Here is a 17,510-nt window from a genome sequence, read left to right as displayed (position 1 = left end):
CGCTATGGGGGTCTCGACAAGATATTAATGGATAAATTATAGAATACGGGGAATAAGTAAACGAGATGGAATGTTTCGTTTTTTACTTATATAAAAAAGAAAAGGAGAATTATGTCATGGGAAATGTACAGATTTTGTTACGTCAGCACGTAGGTGCTCCGTGTGCTCCGTGCGTTGAGGTTGGAGCAGATGTAAAAAAAGGTACTCTGATCGCTACTCCTACAGGACTTGGAGCAAATATCTTCTCTAGCGTTTACGGAAAAGTAGCTGAGATTACAGAGGATCGTATCATTATCGAGATGGCAGATGAGCAGCCGGACGAGTTCGTTCCGATTGATGTACCGGCTGATGCAAGCAAGCTTGATATGGTAAAAGCAGCTGGTGTTGTTGGTATGGGTGGTGCAGGCTTCCCTACAGGAGTCAAGCTTAACATCAACCTTTCTGAAACACCTCTTGGGGAGATGAATCCGGAGATCAATCCAGAGATCGATGATGTGAAAGAACCGGGTAAATACAGTTATATTCTGGTAAATGCTGCAGAGTGTGAGCCGGGACTTGAACACAACATCAGACAGCTTGAAGAACAGTGTGACAAATGCCTTCAGGGTGTAAAATACTGTATGGAGATCACACAGGCTGATAAGGCAATCTTCGCAATTAAGAAGAAAAACAAAAAAGCTGTTAAAACATTGATGGCAGCAATCGAAAATGAAGAGAATATTTCCATGCATCTGCTTCCGGATATTTATCCGATGGGAGAAGAACGTGCGGTTGTTCGTGAGTGCCTTGGATTAAACCTTGATACAACACAGCTTCCTTCTGCGGCAAGAGCCGTTGTAGTTAACCTTGAGACAGCAGCAAGAGTTGCTGAGGCGATTGATGAGAAGAGACCATGTATCAGCAAGAACCTGACAGTCCGTGGTAACATCAAAGGTGGAAATGCAGCACATGTATTTATGGATGTACCGATCGGTGTTTCTGTCGGCGAGATGATCGAAAAAGCAGGTGGACTGGATAAACCGGATCAAGTCGGCGAAATCATCATGGGTGGAGCTTTCACAGGACGTGCAGCAGAGCTTGATGAGCCAATTACAAAGACGACAGGTGGTATCCTTACAACATACAAAATGCCGGACCTTACAGATAAGAAAGTGGGACTTCTTGTCTGTGCATGTGGCGGTAGTGAAGCACGTATGCGTGTAATCGCAGAAAAAATGCACGGTGAAGTTGTATCTGTATGCAGATGTAAACAGGCAATTGAGAACAAACCGGGTGCACCGCTTAAGTGCCTTCGTCCTGGAAACTGTCCTGGGCAGGTTAAAAACAATATGCAGTTTAAGAAAGATGGCTGCGAATATATTATTATTGGTAACTGTTCAGACTGTACAAACACAGTTATGGCATCTGCTCCTCAGATGGGACTTAAAGTATTCCATCAGACAGACCATGTTATGAGAGCAGTTGGTCACGCACAGTATCGTCAGCTTACAGTATCTAAATGGGTTGACCAGGATATTGATGTAGAAGACTAGTTATGGTATAAATTGCGGAAGTAAGGAGTGATTCCCCGATATGACTCTTTACGGAGCAATTATATATATGTTAATTATCACGATTAGCAAAGTAATTAAAAGGAGGGAACAATATGTCTATTACAGCTGAAACAGCGAAACAACATGCAAATGATCCTGCAGTGTTATGCTGTAGAGCAGAGGCTGGAATCATTATTGAACCAGCAAATCTTGAAGATCCAGCAATTTTTGATGAGTTAGTTGACTCTGGATTATTGAATCTTGATGGATGCTTAAAAATTGGACAAATTTTAGGAGCAAAACTTACAAAAACTCTTGATTCTCTTTCTCCGTTAACAGCAGATGTTGTTGAGGGAGCAAAGGATTCTGTAGAGGAAGAAGCAGAAGAAACAGTAGAGGAAGCAGCACCGGCAGCAGCACCAGTAGAAGCAGCACCGGCAGCAGCACCGGCAGCAACAGCAGTTGCAGGCGGAATCCTTAAAATCCACATCGGAGAAGGAAAAGATATCGATCTTTCAATTCCGGTTGGTGCACTTGGCGGAGGAGCACAGGTAGTAGAGGTTGCACCGGCAGCACCAGCAGCAGCACCGGCAGTAGCAGCTCCGACAGCTGAAGAAGTGGCAAAAGAAGGAAAGGTTGTCAGAAGCCTTACAAGAAAACATTTTGCAATCACAGAAGTTAAGAGAGGACCGGAGACAAAGATCGAAGGAACAGTTCTTACAATCCGTGAAGGCATTGAAGCAGACGTAATTGCTAATTCTGATCTTGTTAAAGATTTCCATCTTGAAATCGTTACACCAAAGGAATACCACACATATTCCGAGACAATCATGGATGTTCAGCCAATCGCAACAAAAGAAGGCGATGCTAAGATCGGACAGGGCGTTACAAGAGTAATCGACGGCGCTATCATGATGCTTTCAGGAACAGACGAAGGCGGAGTTCAGATCGGTGAGTTCGGTTCTTCAGAAGGATATATGGACGAAAACATTATGTGGGGACGTCCGGGATGTCCTGATAAGGGAGAAATCTTCATCAAAGGTAATATCGTAGTTCAGGAAAAGACAAACATGGAACGTCGTGGACCTATGGCTGCACACACAGCATTTGATATTATCACACAGGAAATCCGTGAAGCATTGAAGAAACTTGAAGACGACCTTGTAGTAGATACAGAGGAATTTGTACAGGTTCGTCATCCGGGACAGAAGAAAGTAGTTATTTGTAAAGAAATCATGGGACAGGGAGCTATGCATGATAACTTCATCCTTCCGGTAGAACCATGTGGAATTCTTGGAGCAAGAGCTAACGTAGACCTTGGTAACCTTCCGGTATGTATGAGCCCATTGGAAGTGCTTGATGGATGTATCCATGCTCTTACATGTATCGGACCTGCATCTAAAGAGATGACAAGACATTACTGGAGAGAGCCACTTGTACTTGAGGCACTTGCTGATCCGGAAATCGACCTTTGTGGTGTAATCTTTGTTGGATCTCCGCAGATCAACGCTGAGAAGTTCTATGTATCTGAAAGACTTGGACAGACAGTAGAAATGATGGACGTTGATGGTGCATTTGTTACAACAGAAGGTTTCGGTAACAACCATATCGACTTTGCAAGCCACCATGAGCAGATTGGTATGAGAGGAGTTCCTGTAGTAGGACTTTCATACTGTGCAGTTCAGGGAGCACTTGTAGTTGGTAACAAGTACATGACAGCAATGGTAGATAATAACAAATCTGAAGGCGGTATCGAGAACGAAATCCTTGGAAACAATACACTTTGCCATGAAGATGCAATCCGCGCTCTTGAGATGCTCAAAGTTCAGATGGCAGGCGAAGTAATCAAGCCAGCTGAAAAGAAATGGAATCCAAACGTTAAGGCTACCAACATTGAAATGATTGAAGATGCTATCGGATCCAAGATTGATCTTGTAGACAATGAGCAGGCACTTCCGCTTAGCCAGAAACGTATTGATAAAGGATATAACTAAGAATAAGGTGTTTTAAATGAATGACGAACGATTGAAATATGGTGACAGAATCATATACATGGAAGGAATTTGTGTTGATGTTGATGATTGCAGCATCAGTGTAGATTTGAAAGGACGATTGGGATTCTTCAAAGCTCCAAAGAGAATGTTTATCTGTGATACTGAACCAAAAATCGGTCAGGAATTTGGATGGCATATGAGTTTCCCGGAGCAGCTTGGTCCTGAAATCCATGAGAAGTACGTCAGTAATTTAGAAAAAGAGCGTCGTAAACAAGCAGAGATGAACGCTCGTTTAAAGAAAGAGGAGGAATAAAAATGAGTTTAACGGTTGTTAAAGGATTACAATCAGAAATCTTCGTTCCAATTACTCCACCGATGGTATGGACACCAGTAGAAAAAGAGTTGAAAGATATGACAGTTGCTCTTGCTACAGCAGCAGGTGTACATCAGGTTGATCAGGAAAGATTTAACCTTGCAGGTGACTTTACTTGGAGAAAGATCGATGATAAATGTCCATCAGATAAATTGATGGTATCTCATGGTGGATATGATAACAGTGATGTTAATAAAGATATCAACTGTATGTTCCCTATCGACAGACTTCATGAATTAGTAGAAGAAGGATTTATTAAGGCTACAGCTCCGTTCCATGCAGGATTCATGGGTGGTGGCGGAAACCAGGAAAAATTTAAAAACGAGACAGGTCCAGCAGTAGCAGCAATGCTGAAAGAGGAAGGCGTAGACGCAGCAATCCTCACAGCTGGCTGAGGTACCTGCCACCGCTCTGCAGTATTGGTGCAGAGAGCGATTGAAGAAGCTGGAATTCCTACAATTATTATTGCAGCTCTTCCACCAGTTGTACGTCAGACTGGTACTCCACGTGCGGTTGCTCCGTTGGTACCTATGGGTGCTAATGCAGGTGGTCCTCACAATGTGGAACAGCAGACAGCTATCGTAAAAGCTACTCTTGAGCAGTTGGTTGAGATCCAGACACCTGGAAAGATCGTGCCATTGCCATTTGAGTATGTTGCTAAAATCTAATATACAGCGAACTTCAAGAGGGGAATGGTTTGTCCATTCCCCTTTTTAGATTCTTTCTTTGATAGCAGAAAGAGTAATAAAAAATGATTGATTTTGTATATAGGTGTGATAAAATAAAAACAGATGAGTTTACGTAGCGAAAAAATTGCTAAAGGAGGACATGGAAAACATGGCAGTTGAGGAACAGAAATTACGTCGCCTTACCATTAAAGCATTTCATATGGATACGGTTGTCGAAGGTGACCGTAATGATATCACAACAGGCGGAAAGATGACTGTTTGTAAAGATATCATCCCGGAATTATTAAAGGATGCAAAGCATATCACAGATATTGATATCCAGGTAATCCAGCCGGGAGATCATGATCGTTGGACGAATACTATCATGGATATTATTCCAATTTCTACAAAGGTGCTCGGAGAATTGGGCGAAGGAATCACACATACAATTACAGGTGTTTATGTGATGCTTACCGGTGTAGATGTTAATGGAAAACAGTGTCATGAATTTGGATCGTCAGAAGGTAACTTAAAAGAGCAGCTTGTGCTTAATAAAGCGGGTACTCCGGGAGATAATGATGTGATTATTTCCTTTGATGTCACGCTTGCGGCAGGAATGGGACAGGAAAGACCGGGTCCGACAGAAGCGCATTTGCTTTGTGATAAATTCATTAATATTTTCAGAGAGAAACTAAAAAAATTTAATGGAAATCAGTGTACGGAGAAACATGTATATCATGATGTAGTACGCCCTGGCAAGAAACGTGTTTTGATTATCAAACAGGTTGCAGGCCAGGGAGCGATGTATGATACACATATGTTCTCGAAAGAGCCATCTTGTTCTATCGGATCAAAATCCATCATTGATATGGGAAATATGCCGGTAATAGTTACACCGAATGAATACAGAGACGGAATTATCCGTTCCATGCAGTAAGAGGGGAGGAAAAGAATATGGGAATTGGTCCTTCAACAAAAGAAACATCATTACATCACTTCAGGGACCCGCTTCTTGAGGTTGTTGCAGAAGATACAGACCTTGATCTGATGGGGATTATGCTTGTCGGTTCTCCGGATGGTAACGAAGACAAGATGCTTGTTGGTACGAGAGCAGCTATTGCGGCAGAATGTATGCGTGCAGATGGTGTGATCATCTCCTGTGACGGTTGGGGAAACAGTCATGTTGATTACACAAATACAATTGAGCAGATTGGTAAGCGTGGCATTCCTGTTACAGGAATTACGTTTAACGGTACAGTTGCACAGTTTGTAGTTGTGAATGATTATCTGGATGCGATTGTAGATATCAATAAGAGTGCGACAGGTGAAGAGACGAATATCGTTGGTGAAAATAATATGGATCGTATCGACTGCCTAAAAGCAAAAGCTCTCTTAAAGCTTAAGATGCGTAAGAAAGATCAGGAAAATAAATAGCGGGTCTGAATTAAAAGCAAAACCACCAATCTTGATATTATACATTTTTGAGTGCAGGTAGAAAAGTAACAACAATCCAAAGATAAATGATTGGCTGATGAATTCGAGAGAGATTTTGCCCATGTTGTCAGAATGGTGAAGGGGCAAGAGATGATTTGAAGCTCTCAGGAAACGGAATTGGATTTGTACAATGCTCTGAAAGATATGCGAAAGGGAACTGCAACATCCGCGGATATGGATGATACGGTTCCTTTTTATATTATTTGACAGAACAGTAATTAAAGCAAAAATAAAAGAAAAAGGAGAAAAAATGGAATTAAGAGAAGATTTATTATATTCAAAATCACACGAATGGGTAAGGGAAGAAGGAGATGTAGCAATTATTGGTCTTACAGATTATGCACAGTCTGAGCTTGGAGAGCTGGCATTTATAGATCTTCCGGAAGAGGGGGATGTGATTGTAATAGGTGAGCCTTTCGCAGATGTTGAATCTGTAAAAGCGGTATCTGACGTGTACGCACCGGTATCCGGAACAGTATGTGAAATTAATGAGAATCTGTTGGATGCTCCGGAGAAAATCAATGAAGCACCTTATGATGCATGGTTCGTAAAAGTGAAAGATATCACAGAGAAAGAAGAACTTTTTACAGCAGAGGAATACAAGGCGTTCGTAGAGAGCGAAGCGTAGGAGAAGTGTTGTTGGTGCAGCAGTACATGTCATGCCTAAAAATAAGAGATAAATGTTGAAAAGATAACATAAAAAATGTAAAATAAAAGGCGGTATGGAAATTGGGATGCAGATGGCGTAATATCAGGATTATTTTAAGGAGAAGAGAAATATGATGTTAGAACAGAAAACAACAGATTTTCTGGAAGTATTATCCTCTGCCGCACCGGTTCCGGGCGGCGGGGGTGCATCCGCGGCAGTGGGAGCGTTTTCCTCTGCGCTTGGAATGATGGTGGCAAATCTGACGATTGGAAAGAAAAAGTATGCAGATGTAGAAGAAGAGATTATTGAGGTAAAAGAACAGCTTCAGAATCTGCAGAAAGAGCTGATTGACCTTACGGATAAAGATGCAGAAGCATTCGAGCCTTTGTCCAAAGCATACGGACTTCCAAAGGATACGCCGGAGCAGAAGGAAGAAAAGGAAAGAGTGATGGAAAAAGCACTGTATGAAGCCAGTATTGTTCCGCTGCAGATTATGAAGACTGTTGCCAAAGTGATGGAGCTTCTTGAAACACTTGGAGAAAAGGGCAGTAAAATTGCAATCAGTGACGTGGGAGTTGCGGTACTGTTTGCACGTGCAGCATTAGAAGGAGCTTCTCTGAATGTCTACATTAATACCCGGTTAATGAAAGATCGGGAACAGGCAGAGCGCCTGAATAAAGAATCAGATGATATGATTGAGGAAGCACGCAGGATGCAGGAAAAAATATATGCGGGAGTGCTTGGCAAGATCCGTTAGGAGGAAAAGATGAGTGTATTGATGAAGGGCGCTGACGTGGCAAATGCCATGAAAGAAGTGCTGATAAAAAAGGTAGAATGCCTGAAAGAAAAGGGAGTTCATCCCTGTCTGACGATTGTGAGAGTGGGAGAGCGTCCGGATGACCTGGCTTATGAGCGCGGTGCAAAAAAACGGATGGAGACAATTGGAATCGAATGCAGAATTTTAGAACTTCCCCAAGAAATTGAACAGGAGGATTTCGAAGAGGAGTTCCGTAAGGTGAATGATGATCCCTGTGTTCATGGAATTCTGCTCTTCCTTCCGTTGCCAAAGCATTTGGATGAAGAGCCAATTAAGGCTATGATTCATCCGGAAAAAGATATGGACTGTATGTGCCCTGTTAATATGGCAAAGGTGTTTGCGGGTGATGAGTCTGGATACGCTCCATGTACTGCGGAGGCAGTAGTGGAGATGCTGGACTACTACGGTATCGATCCGAAGGGAAAGAATGTAACCGTAGTTGGACGCAGTATGGTAGTGGGAAAGCCATTGGCCATGATGTTACTGAAGAAGAATGCAACCATTACAGTCTGCCATACCAGAACAGTGAATCTCGCGGAAGTGTGTCGAAGGGCAGAAATACTTGTTGCGGCAGCTGGTAAGGCTAAGATGATTACGTCGGATATGGTGAGTGAAGGAACCGTTATTGCGGATGTGGGCATTAATGTAGATGAAGATGGAAATATGTGTGGAGATGTGGATTTTGAGACTGTAGAGTCAAAAGCATCTTATATCAGCCCGGTTCCGAGAGGTGTTGGAAGCATTACTACCTCAGTGCTGGCCAAACATGTAGTCCGTGCGGCAGAAGCCGTGGCTGAAAGAAAATAATAACTGATTGATATGTCACAGCTCCATTGATAGTACGATGGAGCTGTATGCTTTTAAAAAGACTTCTGCATGATAATGAGTTAATGATTTAATACGGTAAAGTGAACAAAAAAATTGAGTGAAAAATACCATTATTTGGCAACGTGCATAAAATTAATTTTTTGAAAAAAATAGCATTGACGATTAAAAAAAGTGGTGCTATATTATAAGCAACTTAGATGTGCGAACCAATGGCGGTTAACTTTTTAGGACGAAAAAGGTAACTGCTTATTATTTTTAAAGCGTACAGATGAGTTTTAACCCCAGTGGTTGCAATTGCAGTTATGCTGTTGCCGATCATTTCCCCCAAGAATGATCCTGCAACGGTGAACTCCAATTAATATATACTATCTCATTATGAGAAGCATTCCCCAGCTTTGTATATACACAAAACTGCAGTGCAACGAGATAACCTCTCAATGACATACCAAAAAGAAAGGGCACGACTTTTTAAGTCGTGCCTTTTCTTTGTTGTAATATAGAAATAGAAAGGGCAGGACGATGTGTCCTGCCCTTTCGGGGGTCTAAGCTTTAGCTGCGTCTTTGAAGAAAATAACTGCACAGATAATCATTACGGCTGTAACAATCCATGTCAGGACTGTTAATGGAAGTGATGTAATGATGAAGCATGCAATCAGTACACCGATAACTCCGGTGACAGTAAGTACAAGAGAAGATGCTCTGTTGTATTTTCCTTCTTTTACAAACTTAATACCTGCAGAAGGCATCAGGAATGCACAGGAACCCATCATGATTGGGAAAGCAACATCTGCGCTCATTCCAAGCAGAAGTACAAGAGCCATACATGGTGCATAAAGTCCAAGACCTACGATCATCAGAGCGCCAAGAACAAAGTTGGCAACTACACCAATTAAGAGTTTTACACCTGTAAGAGCTGTTGCGCTTCCTACGATACCAAATGGACCAACACCGAGGAGTTTGCATACCATAACGATTGCCAGTGCTATAAGAGCGGAACCAAGAGCAATACGAACTTTTTTGAGGTCCCATTTAGATACTACGGAAGCTCCGATAACAGCACCCAGGATTGCGGAGCCTATCATAAGAACCAGAGTGAGCGGATCAACAGTAACTTTCTGGATGAATACAACTGCCTCAACTACAACGGGAATGGCATAAGCTACATTTAATGTTCCGGGAATAAGTTCATCCGGACATGACTTTGTGAATTTAAATGCTGTGGTAGAAGTAGCGTAGCTTCCGATTCCCAATGTGTCGAAGAAATTGGCCAGGACACCGATAATAATTGTTGGTATGTATTTGACATCTTTAAAATCTTCTTTGTGTTTTAACACGTCTTTTACATAATAAACCCCGAATACAGCGGTCCATATAATAAGGACCCAAACTAAAATTTTTGCAATACTCATTTTCTCATCCTCCTAGATTGATTGTTTTTGATATATAAAATATCGTAGAAAACAAAAAGACGATTTCCTTGTGGAAACCGTCTTTGGTTAACTGTTACAAATGCATTATACTACAAATACAAATAATCAGTCAACAATATTGTGAAAAAATATTCAATATACTGGAAGAAATAAAGAAGGGATGAAAAAAGCGGTTTCTGAATGAACAAAAACCGCCTTTGGATATTCAATATGAAATTGTAATCTTCTGATTAAGCCTCTGTCTTGGAAGCATCTCTGAAGAACATGATAGCTGTGTAAATCATAACTACACAAATGATGTATGTCAAAGTCTTCAGTGAGAAGAAGCAAGCTACCTTATAAGCAATAACTACACCGATACATCCGAATACTGCAAGGTAAAGGGCAGCTCTTCTGTCGTATCTTCCTTCTTTGATGAACTTGAAGCAAGCTGCGTTCATCAGGAATGCACAGGAACCCATCATGATTGGGAAAGCTGTTCCGATGTTCATTCCAAGTGCTGCACAAAGTGCCATACAAGGAGCATACAGACCAACACCGATCATCATAAGAGCGCCTAAGAAGAAGTTAACAACGATACCGATAACAAGCTTAATACCTGTCAATCCCAATGCCTCTCCGCTTACACCGAAAGGTCCGATACCTGCATTCTTGCAGAAGAGAACAACGGCAAGAATGGAAAGACCAACACCAAGTCCAAGACGAACCATCTTCAGGTTCCATTTACATACGATACCAGCTCCAACAAGAGCTCCGATAATGGATGCAGCAAGCATAAGTACCAGTGTAAGTGGATCGATATCAACGAAACCGAAGAATAACAGAGCCTCAAGTGTTACAGGGAAAGTATCTCCAACGTTCAGGGTTCCAGGAACTGTAAGGTCTTCGCTGGATTTTGTAAATTTGAAACCAGCCTGTGTGGTTGCATAGGAACCGATTCCCCATGTATCAAGCAGGTTAGTGATACATCCAATCAGTGCCAGAGCAATTGGTTTTCCGCCTTTGATATCTTCTTTGTGTGCGAGAAGGTCTTTGATAAAGTAAGCACCAGACGCGATTACAAAGATGATGAGCGCGATACGTAAGATTGTGATAATGTTCATAATTCATCCCTCCAGATTGTTTAAAAAGTTACTAAAAAAATTAACAAACAATATTCATCACTGAAATAGTATGTAAGGTCATAAACACCCCGATTTGTTTATGCATCCTGTTGATATTGTCTGTTCTTTAACTAATTGTACCAACATCGATAGGAAAAGTCAATCGAATTTATAGAATATGGACAAAAAGGACAGGCTTTATGGTGAGAATGTGTGAAAAATGGTATGTTAAAGTATTTCTTGTGGAAAAAGAAGAAACATATTATAATGGAAAGGAAATGTTTTGTCATGATGTGGCAGAAGAAAAATTAGAAAATAAGGAGAGGTTAAGATGACACCGGTATATGAAGTGAAAACAAAGCATACAAGACAGATGCTGGAGGATTTTGTGGGATTTACTTTCAGGGTGAAACATCCGGCAACTACATTTTCTCTGGCGGTTTTGGCTCTTTGCTTTTACACGCTGGCGTATTTGGGAAGAGATACGTTTGGTGTGATATGGATTGTGGCAATGGCAATAATCGGAACAATTATTCTTGTGTTTGATTTTAATAGGAAGAAAATCGCTGCATCCAAGCTTGCAAAGTGTGATCCAAGCTATCAGAATCAGACTCTGATTCATTTTGTGTTTGGAGAAAGAGAGTTTACGATTGAAGATGATCAGGGACTCCAACACTGGAAATATGGTGAGATACCGTATATGTATGCGGATGATAAGTATTTTTTTGTCAGCATTAATAATGAAATGATGCATTTGATTCCGAAGAGTGATTTTACACGCGGGACTGCAGAGCAGTTTTATGAGTTTATCAGTGATAAAACGGGAAAGGTCATTCACCCAACATATATTCCGTGGAAGACCAGAATCCGCATGATGATGGAGTACCGGGATGCGAGAGCTGAAGCCTGGGAAAAGCAGGAAGCGGAAAAAAAGGCTAATAAGAAAAAGAAAAAATAATTGTATTGAAAAAAATACAATAAAAATAAAAAAGTACTTGAAATGTACATATGAATCAGATATACTGAAAAAGCTGTGACATGATAGCGATGAAGCGCGAGGTTGCTGCCCCTGGATGGCAGGTTTTCCGTGGAGCGAATGTCAAGTTAGGAAACTGGCGACAAGTCACTGTACGAAACTATAACAGCCACTGAAATGTGGTAACAACGTGTGAGTTTCTCACGACACACACGGGAGAGTGTACAGTCACCGCTTGTCGTACTGAAGTTAAAAGTACGAAAAGGAGGCGACTTTTTTTATGGCAAGTCAAGTAATGAGAATCACATTGAAAGCGTATGATCATCAGCTGGTTGATGCATCCGCAAAAAAAATCATCGAAACTGTTAAAAAGAATGGAGCGCAGGTGAGCGGACCGGTACCGCTTCCGACTAAGAAGGAAGTAGTAACCATCTTGAGAGCTGTTCACAAATATAAAGATTCCAGAGAACAGTTCGAGCAGAGAACTCATAAGAGACTGATCGATATCATTGCACCGACACAGAAGACAGTTGATGCTCTGTCCAGACTGGAAATGCCAGCAGGTGTTTATATCGATATCAAAATGAAAAACAAATAAGTAGAGCATCATTAACTACAGAACGCAGTAATTCCTAAAATTTAGGATGAACGTCCAGGTGACGTTCCGCTGTAAATCACAGGAGGTAATTATAATGAAGAAAGCTATCTTAGCTACAAAAGTCGGAATGACTCAGATCTTCAACGAAGACGGTGTGCTTACACCAGTAACCGTACTTCAGGCTGGTCCTTGCGTAGTAACACAGATTAAGACTGTAGAGAACGACGGATACAGCGCAGTACAGGTTGGTTTCGTTGACAAGAAAGACAAAATTGTAAACAAAGACAAGAGCGGTAAGAAAGAGATCGTTCATCGTCACGGTGTAACAAAGGCAGAGCAGGGACATTTTGCAAAGGCTGGAGTTACAGGTAAGAGATATGTAAAAGAGTTTAAATTTGAAAATGCTGAGGAGTACACACTGGCTCAGGAAATCAAAGCTGACATCTTTACGGTTGGAGATAAGGTTGATGCAACAGCAATCTCCAAAGGTAAAGGATTCCAGGGTGCAATTAAGAGACACAATCAGCATAGAGGACCTATGACTCACGGTTCTAAGTTCCACCGTCATGCAGGTTCCAACGGTGCTGCATCTGACCCGAGTAAAGTATTCAAAGGTAAAAAGATGCCAGGACAGATGGGAAGCAAGAAGATCACTATCCAGAATCTGGAGATTGTTCGCGTAGATGCAGAGAAGAACTTGCTTCTGGTTAAAGGTTCTGTACCGGGACCAAAGAAATCTTTAGTAACAATTAAAGAGACAGTGAAAGCTATCTAAGCTTTACTTAGGAAAGGAGGAACACTAGAGATGGCAAACGTAGCAGTTTACAATATCGAAGGTAAAGAAGTTGGTACAATCGACTTAAACGATGCTGTATTCGGTGTAGAAGTTAATGAACACTTAGTACACATGGCAGTTGTAAGCCAGCTTGCAAATAAACGTCAGGGAACTCAGAAAGCTAAAACACGTTCTGAAGTATCTGGTGGCGGAAGAAAACCATGGAGACAGAAAGGAACAGGTCACGCAAGACAGGGATCCACAAGAGCTCCACAGTGGACAGGCGGCGGAGTAGTATTCGCACCGGTACCGAGAGATTATTCATTCAAGATGAATAAGAAAGAAAGACGCGCAGCTCTGAAATCAGTTCTCAGCGCGAAAGTAGCAGAGAAGAAGTTCATTGTAATCGATGAGATTAAATTCGAAGAGATCAAGACAAAGAACTTTGCAAATATTCTTAAGAACTTAGATGTAAATAAAGCATTAGTAGTATTAGAGGATGGCAATACAAACGCAGAGATTTCCGCAAGAAATATTGCAGATGTAAAAACAGCTAAGACTAATACAATCAATGTGTACGACATCTTAAAATACAACACAGTAATCGCAACGAAGGCTGCTGTTGCAACAATCGAGGAGGTGTACGCATAATGGCAAACGTTCAGTATTATGATGTAATCCTTAAACCGGTAGTAACTGAGAAGAGCATGGAGCTTATGGGAGAGAAGAAATATACTTTCCTTGTACACACAGAGGCTACAAAATCTCAGATCAAAGAAGCTGTTGAAAAAATGTTCTCCGGAACAAAGGTTAAGAGTGTAAACACAATGAACCTTGACGGAAAGAACAAGAGAGTTCGTGGAACATTCAAATTCGGAAAGACAGCTAAGACAAAGAAAGCAATCGTTCAGCTTACAGCTGACAGCGCAGATATTGAGATCTTCGAGGGGTTATAAGACTTGCTGAAGACGAGCGTCAGCGAAGACTGAAGCTTAGTCGGACCCCGTTCGCTGAGGTTAGCGAGGTCATTTCGAGCTTAGCGAAGCGAACATACACCGCGCGAAGCGCGACAATTAGACGGAAAGAAACCGTGACAATAAACAGTAATTGAAAGGAGAAGTAATCATGGGAATTAAAACATATCGCCCATATACGCCTTCCAGAAGACAGATGACTGGATCTGATTTCTCTGAAATCACAAAGACAACTCCAGAAAAATCTCTGTTAGCTCCAAAGAGCAGACAGGCAGGACGTAATAATCAAGGTAAAATCACAGTTAGACACCGCGGAGGCGGAGCTAAGAAGAAATATAGAGTAATCGACTTCAAGAGAAGAAAAGATGGAATCGCTGCAAAGGTAATCGGTATTGAGTACGATCCGAACAGAACAGCAAACATCGCTCTGATCTGCTATGAAGATGGTGAGAAAGCTTACATTCTTGCACCGGAAGGATTGAAAGACGGAATGAAAGTTATGAACGGACCGGAAGCTGAGGTTCATGTTGGTAACTGCCTCCCACTTTCTGAAATCCCGGTAGGTACACAGATTCATAACATTGAGCTGTATCCTGGAAAAGGCGGACAGCTGGTTCGTTCCGCTGGTAACAGTGCACAGCTGATGGCTAAAGAAGGAAAGTATGCAACCCTTCGTCTTCCTTCTGGAGAAATGAGAATGGTTCCAATCGTTTGCCGCGCATCTGTTGGTGTTGTTGGTAACGGAGACCACAGCCTGATTAACGTTGGTAAAGCAGGACGTAAACGTCATATGGGTATCAGACCTACAGTTCGTGGTTCTGTTATGAACCCGAATGACCATCCGCACGGTGGTGGTGAAGGTAAGACTGGAATCGGTCGTCCGGGTCCGTGTACTCCTTGGGGTAAACCGGCACTTGGTCTTAAGACTCGTAAGAAAAACAAACAGTCTAACAAGTTAATCGTAAGAAGACGTGATGGTAAAGGTATTAAATAATAGATTCGTAAGGAGGTAGAACCATGGCTCGTTCACTTAAAAAAGGACCATTCGCAGATGCAAGTCTGCTTAAGAAGATTGATGCTATGAACGCATCCGGCGACAAGTCAGTTATCAAAACATGGTCTCGTCGTTCTACAATCTTCCCAAGCATGGTTGGACATACAATCGCCGTTCATGACGGAAGAAAACACGTTCCTGTATATGTAACAGAGGATATGGTTGGACACAAACTCGGAGAGTTCGTAGCAACCAGAACCTACAGAGGACATGGAAAAGACGAGAAGAAATCCAGAGTTAGATAGTAAACAACGTATTTGAAAGGAGGGTTCATCCATGGCAAAAGGACATAGATCCCAGATCAAGAGAGAGAGAAATGCTAATAAGGACACCAGACCTTCAGCTAAGTTATCTTACGCTAGAGTATCTGTTCAGAAAGCATGTTTCGTATTGGATGCCATCAGAGGTAAGGATGTAACAACAGCACTTGGTATTTTAACTTACAATCCAAGATATGCTTCAAGTTTAATAAAGAAATTATTAGAGTCAGCAATTGCTAACGCTGAGAATAACAATGGTATGAGCGCTGAAAATCTTTATATTGCAGAAGCTTATGCAAACAAAGGACCAACAATGAAGAGAATCAGACCTAGAGCACAGGGTAGAGCTTACAGAATCGAGAAGAGAATGAGCCACATTACACTGGTGCTTGATGAAAGATAAGGAGGGCAATCATGGGACAGAAAGTTAATCCTCATGGCTTAAGAGTCGGTGTTATCAAAGATTGGGACTCTAAATGGTATGCAGAGAAAGATTTTGCTGATAACCTGGTAGAAGACCATGAAATCAGAACATTTCTGAAAAAGAAATTATACAGCGCTGGTATCTCCAAGATTGAGATCGAGAGAGCATCTGACCGCGTTAAAATTATCATTTACACAGCTAAACCGGGTGTTGTAATCGGTAAGGGCGGAGCTGAGATCGAGAAGGTTAAAGCTGAGCTTGCACAGTTTACAGACAAGAAGCTGGTTGTAGATATTAAAGAAGTAAAGAGACCTGACAAGGATGCTCAGTTAGTAGCTGAGAACATTGCACTTCAGTTAGAGAATCGTATTTCTTTCAGACGTGCTATGAAATCCTGCATGTCCAGAACTATGAAATCAGGAGCACTTGGTGTGAAGACTTCTGTATCAGGACGTCTTGGCGGAGCTGATATGGCTCGTACAGAGTTCTACAGCGAGGGAACAATTCCGCTTCAGACACTGAGAGCAGACATTGACTACGGATTCGCTGAAGCTGACACAACTTATGGAAAAGTTGGTGTTAAGGTATGGGTTTATAAAGGCGAAGTTCTTCCGGAGAAGGCAGCAAAGGAAGGGAGAGATAAATAATGTTAATGCCAAAAAGAGTAAAACGTCGTAAACAGTTCCGTGGATCCATGAAAGGAAAAGCTCTTCGTGGAAACACACTTTCATATGGTGAATATGGTATTGTTGCAACGGAACCATGCTGGATCCGTTCCAACCAGATTGAGGCAGCCCGTGTAGCTATGACTCGTTATATCAAGCGTGGCGGTAAAGTTTGGATTAAAATATTCCCAGATAAACCAGTAACTACGAAACCAGCTGAAACACGTATGGGTTCCGGTAAAGGTACCTTAGAATACTGGGTAGCAGTTGTTAAGCCGGGTCGCGTTATGTTTGAAATCGCAGGCGTACCTGAGGAAGTAGCAAGAGAAGCGCTTCGTCTGGCAACACACAAGTTACCTTGTAAATGTAAAATCGTTTCTCGCGCAGACTTAGAAGGCGGTGATAACAGTGAAAATTAATGCATTTGTAGAAGATTTAAGAACAAAATCAGCTGCAGAGCTGAATGAAGAATTAGTAGCTGCTAAAAAGGAACTCTTTAACCTGAGATTCCAGAACGCAACAAATCAGTTAGATAATACCAGCAGAATTAAAGAAGTTAGAAAGAACATTGCAAGAATCCAGACAGTAATTACTGAGATGGCTAAAGCTGAATAATCCGGAAAGGAGAAAAAGTCGTGGAAAGAAATTTAAGAAAAACACGTGTGGGCAAAGTTGTCAGCAATAAAATGGATAAGACAATTGTTGTTGCAGTTGAAGACCACGTAAAACATCCGCTTTACAATAAGATTGTAAAAAGAACTTATAAATTAAAAGCTCACGATGAAGCAAATGAATGCAATATCGGCGATAAAGTAAAAGTAATGGAAACAAGACCTCTGTCCAAAGATAAGAGATGGAGACTTGTAGAAGTTATGGAAAAAGTTAAATAGTATATA

At 41.5% G+C, this 17,510-nt stretch carries 24 protein-coding genes; 22 read left to right on the top strand and 2 right to left on the bottom strand.

The window, feature by feature from the left end; translation table 11 throughout:
• Positions 1-116: 116 nt before the first annotated feature.
• The 9 genes from ACQRCC_RS07470 (at position 117) to ACQRCC_RS07430 (ending at position 8,334) form a co-directional block, all read left to right on the top strand.
• A complete protein-coding gene (locus ACQRCC_RS07470; RefSeq protein ID WP_427850184.1) occupies positions 117-1,532 on the top strand; it encodes a proline reductase-associated electron transfer protein PrdC in 1,416 nt (471 codons plus the stop codon).
• Between the two features lie 113 nt (positions 1,533-1,645).
• A complete protein-coding gene (gene prdA / locus ACQRCC_RS07465; RefSeq protein ID WP_427850183.1) occupies positions 1,646-3,526 on the top strand; it encodes a D-proline reductase (dithiol) proprotein PrdA in 1,881 nt (626 codons plus the stop codon).
• Positions 3,527-3,542: 16 nt separating this feature from the next.
• A complete protein-coding gene (locus ACQRCC_RS07460; RefSeq protein ID WP_427850182.1) occupies positions 3,543-3,839 on the top strand; it encodes a CBO2463/CBO2479 domain-containing protein in 297 nt (98 codons plus the stop codon).
• 2 nt (positions 3,840-3,841) lie between these two features.
• Entirely contained in the window at positions 3,842-4,567 is a 726-nt protein-coding gene (gene prdB / locus ACQRCC_RS07455; protein WP_427850181.1) for a D-proline reductase (dithiol) protein PrdB, read from the top strand.
• A gap of 169 nt (positions 4,568-4,736) precedes the next feature.
• Complete coding sequence (gene prdD / locus ACQRCC_RS07450; protein ID WP_427850180.1) at positions 4,737-5,504, top strand: proline reductase cluster protein PrdD; 768 nt, start codon at positions 4,737-4,739, stop codon at positions 5,502-5,504.
• Positions 5,505-5,521: 17 nt separating this feature from the next.
• Complete coding sequence (locus ACQRCC_RS07445; protein ID WP_427850179.1) at positions 5,522-6,001, top strand: glycine/sarcosine/betaine reductase component B subunit; 480 nt, start codon at positions 5,522-5,524, stop codon at positions 5,999-6,001.
• Positions 6,002-6,311: 310 nt separating this feature from the next.
• Positions 6,312-6,689 carry a glycine cleavage system protein GcvH gene (gene gcvH, locus ACQRCC_RS07440; RefSeq protein WP_427850178.1) on the top strand — a complete coding sequence of 126 codons (378 nt, stop codon included), beginning with the start codon at positions 6,312-6,314 and terminating at the stop codon, positions 6,687-6,689.
• A gap of 151 nt (positions 6,690-6,840) precedes the next feature.
• The gene (locus ACQRCC_RS07435; protein WP_427850177.1) at positions 6,841-7,467 is read left to right on the top strand and encodes a cyclodeaminase/cyclohydrolase family protein; all 627 of its coding nucleotides are present in this window, start codon (positions 6,841-6,843) and stop codon (positions 7,465-7,467) included.
• A 9-nt stretch (positions 7,468-7,476) separates the two neighbouring features.
• Positions 7,477-8,334, top strand: coding sequence for a bifunctional 5,10-methylenetetrahydrofolate dehydrogenase/5,10-methenyltetrahydrofolate cyclohydrolase (locus ACQRCC_RS07430; RefSeq protein WP_427850176.1), 858 nt, complete (start codon positions 7,477-7,479; stop codon positions 8,332-8,334).
• 563 nt (positions 8,335-8,897) lie between these two features.
• On the opposite strand, the gene ACQRCC_RS07425 is transcribed toward ACQRCC_RS07430, so the two are convergent.
• Together ACQRCC_RS07425 and ACQRCC_RS07420 are read right to left on the bottom strand one after the other, a co-directional pair.
• On the bottom strand, positions 8,898-9,764 hold the full coding sequence (locus ACQRCC_RS07425; RefSeq protein ID WP_427850175.1) for a sulfite exporter TauE/SafE family protein: 867 nt from the start codon (positions 9,762-9,764) through the stop codon (positions 8,898-8,900).
• A 251-nt stretch (positions 9,765-10,015) separates the two neighbouring features.
• A complete protein-coding gene (locus ACQRCC_RS07420; RefSeq protein ID WP_427850174.1) occupies positions 10,016-10,888 on the bottom strand; it encodes a permease in 873 nt (290 codons plus the stop codon).
• A gap of 200 nt (positions 10,889-11,088) precedes the next feature.
• Between ACQRCC_RS07420 and ACQRCC_RS07415 the strand changes: the two genes are divergently transcribed.
• The 13 genes from ACQRCC_RS07415 to rpsQ all read left to right on the top strand — a co-directional run bounded on the left by ACQRCC_RS07415 (position 11,089) and on the right by rpsQ (position 17,504).
• On the top strand, positions 11,089-11,223 hold the full coding sequence (locus tag ACQRCC_RS07415) for a hypothetical protein (RefSeq protein ID WP_427850173.1): 135 nt from the start codon (positions 11,089-11,091) through the stop codon (positions 11,221-11,223).
• Complete coding sequence (locus ACQRCC_RS07410; RefSeq protein WP_427850172.1) at positions 11,220-11,846, top strand: YcxB family protein; 627 nt, start codon at positions 11,220-11,222, stop codon at positions 11,844-11,846. The genes ACQRCC_RS07415 and ACQRCC_RS07410 overlap by 4 nt, the downstream gene beginning before the upstream one ends.
• A 298-nt stretch (positions 11,847-12,144) precedes the next feature.
• Positions 12,145-12,462, top strand: coding sequence for a 30S ribosomal protein S10 (gene rpsJ, locus ACQRCC_RS07405; protein WP_118382489.1), 318 nt, complete (start codon positions 12,145-12,147; stop codon positions 12,460-12,462).
• A 94-nt stretch (positions 12,463-12,556) separates the two neighbouring features.
• Entirely contained in the window at positions 12,557-13,237 is a 681-nt protein-coding gene (rplC, locus tag ACQRCC_RS07400) for a 50S ribosomal protein L3 (RefSeq protein ID WP_427850171.1), read from the top strand.
• Between the two features lie 30 nt (positions 13,238-13,267).
• Complete coding sequence (rplD, locus tag ACQRCC_RS07395; RefSeq protein ID WP_427850170.1) at positions 13,268-13,888, top strand: 50S ribosomal protein L4; 621 nt, start codon at positions 13,268-13,270, stop codon at positions 13,886-13,888.
• Positions 13,888-14,193 (top strand): 50S ribosomal protein L23, encoded by a 306-nt coding sequence (rplW, locus tag ACQRCC_RS07390; RefSeq protein ID WP_427850169.1) that lies wholly within the window; start codon positions 13,888-13,890, stop codon positions 14,191-14,193. Before rplD ends, rplW begins: the two co-directional genes overlap by 1 nt.
• 169 nt (positions 14,194-14,362) lie before the next feature.
• Entirely contained in the window at positions 14,363-15,205 is an 843-nt protein-coding gene (gene rplB / locus ACQRCC_RS07385; RefSeq protein WP_427850168.1) for a 50S ribosomal protein L2, read from the top strand.
• 23 nt (positions 15,206-15,228) lie between these two features.
• Complete coding sequence (gene rpsS, locus ACQRCC_RS07380) at positions 15,229-15,510, top strand: 30S ribosomal protein S19 (protein WP_204906353.1); 282 nt, start codon at positions 15,229-15,231, stop codon at positions 15,508-15,510.
• Positions 15,511-15,541: 31 nt separating this feature from the next.
• Entirely contained in the window at positions 15,542-15,928 is a 387-nt protein-coding gene (gene rplV / locus ACQRCC_RS07375; protein ID WP_346664238.1) for a 50S ribosomal protein L22, read from the top strand.
• Between the two features lie 11 nt (positions 15,929-15,939).
• Positions 15,940-16,596, top strand: a complete 657-nt coding sequence (gene rpsC, locus ACQRCC_RS07370) for a 30S ribosomal protein S3 (protein WP_427850167.1) — start codon at positions 15,940-15,942, stop codon at positions 16,594-16,596.
• On the top strand, positions 16,596-17,033 hold the full coding sequence (gene rplP / locus ACQRCC_RS07365) for a 50S ribosomal protein L16 (protein ID WP_427850166.1): 438 nt from the start codon (positions 16,596-16,598) through the stop codon (positions 17,031-17,033). Before rpsC ends, rplP begins: the two co-directional genes overlap by 1 nt.
• The gene (gene rpmC / locus ACQRCC_RS07360) at positions 17,023-17,229 is read left to right on the top strand and encodes a 50S ribosomal protein L29 (RefSeq protein WP_427850165.1); all 207 of its coding nucleotides are present in this window, start codon (positions 17,023-17,025) and stop codon (positions 17,227-17,229) included. Before rplP ends, rpmC begins: the two co-directional genes overlap by 11 nt.
• 20 nt (positions 17,230-17,249) lie before the next feature.
• Positions 17,250-17,504, top strand: a complete 255-nt coding sequence (gene rpsQ / locus ACQRCC_RS07355; protein WP_009461316.1) for a 30S ribosomal protein S17 — start codon at positions 17,250-17,252, stop codon at positions 17,502-17,504.
• Positions 17,505-17,510: the final 6 nt, after the last annotated feature.

This window comes from Sporofaciens sp. SGI.106, assembly GCF_050314255.1.
GTDB lineage: Bacteria > Bacillota > Clostridia > Lachnospirales > Lachnospiraceae > Claveliimonas.
The sequence above is the reverse complement of the archived record's forward strand: the minus strand, read 5'-3'. Positions and strand labels throughout refer to the sequence as shown.